Here is a 1,167-nt window from a genome sequence, read left to right on the forward strand (position 1 = left end):
CCGCCTGAAACCCGCCGGACACCGAGCGCGCCATCAGTGCCAGCCAAACCGGGCCAGGCGTTAGAAACAGGATCAGCAAGGCCCCCGCATAGAGGGTAAGATCCCAGGCTGAGACCGTCATATTTGCAGAACCTCCGACGTGCCGCCACTGTCAGAGACTTCCAGCAACTGCGCCCGGCCTGCCAGTTCACCAAACAGCTCCGGCCCGGTGCCCGTCATCCAAGCCTGGGTTCCCAAAGCGCAAATCTCGTCATACAGGGCAGCGCGGCGGCCAGCGTCCAGATGCGCGGCAACCTCATCCAAAAGCAGGATCGGCGGCGCGCCTTCCCGCTGCGCCAGCGCCCGCGCGTTGGCCAGGATCAGCGACACCAGCAGCGCTTTCTGCTCGCCGGTCGAACAATCCTTGGCCGGGATACCCTTGGCCTGATAGGTGCCGATCAAATCTGTCCTGTGCGGTCCGACAAGGGTCCTTCCTGCCGCGAGATCCCGAAACCGGCTTTCCTCCAGCGCCTCTTTGAAGTCCGCCTCAGAAGACGGCATGCTGCCTTCCGATTGCAGCAGCTCCAGCTCAGCCGCCGGAAAGGCGGTTTCCGCCTCCGCCTGCGCCATTTGCAGCAGATCCACCGACTGCACGCGGGCGGTGTGGATCCGGTGCCCGGCGGCGGCCATCCGCTCTTCCAGTACCCGGTACCAGCCGGCATCACGCACCTGTTCCTTCAACAGCCGGTTACGTTCCCGCATTGCTTTTTCATAGGCCAGCGAGGCCTCGGCATGGGCGGGCTCGAAGCTCAGCGCGATCCGGTCCAGAAACCGGCGCCGTCCTTCGGCAGCTTCTATCCACAACCGGTCCATCGCCGGGATCAGCCAGACCACCTCATAGGCCTGCGAGGGTGCCCGCAGTTCACCCTTCAGTTTCCACCCGAGCGCTTCGGGCTGGCGCGCCATGTCGGCGGCACTGGCGCGGCGCAACCCGCGGCCCGGCGAGAACAGAGACACGGCTTCCAGGATATTGGTCTTGCCCGCGCCATTGCTGCCGTGAATGGCCACCGGGCGACCGTCCAAATGCATTTCCGCCCGCAAATGCGAGCGGAAATGGGACAGGGTCAATGCGGTCAGAGCCAGCACGCAGGCGCCCTCTTCCTCTTGCTAAAAATATCCCCGCCGGAG

Annotated in this window: 1 protein-coding gene and 1 pseudogene; both read right to left on the reverse strand. The window is 64.6% G+C overall.

Annotation, left to right across the window (positions count from 1 at the left end):
* Nucleotides 1-121, reverse strand: a pseudogene (locus tag A2I95_RS40465) (LysE family translocator); the annotation flags it as partial.
* A complete protein-coding gene (locus A2I95_RS40470) occupies nucleotides 118-1,125 on the reverse strand; it encodes a DNA replication/repair protein RecF (RefSeq protein ID WP_291737953.1) in 1,008 nt (335 codons plus the stop codon). The pseudogene A2I95_RS40465 and the gene A2I95_RS40470, both read right to left, overlap by 4 nt.
* Between the last annotated feature and the right edge of the window lie 42 nt (nucleotides 1,126-1,167).

The organism is Leisingera sp. F5 (genome assembly GCF_001593695.1).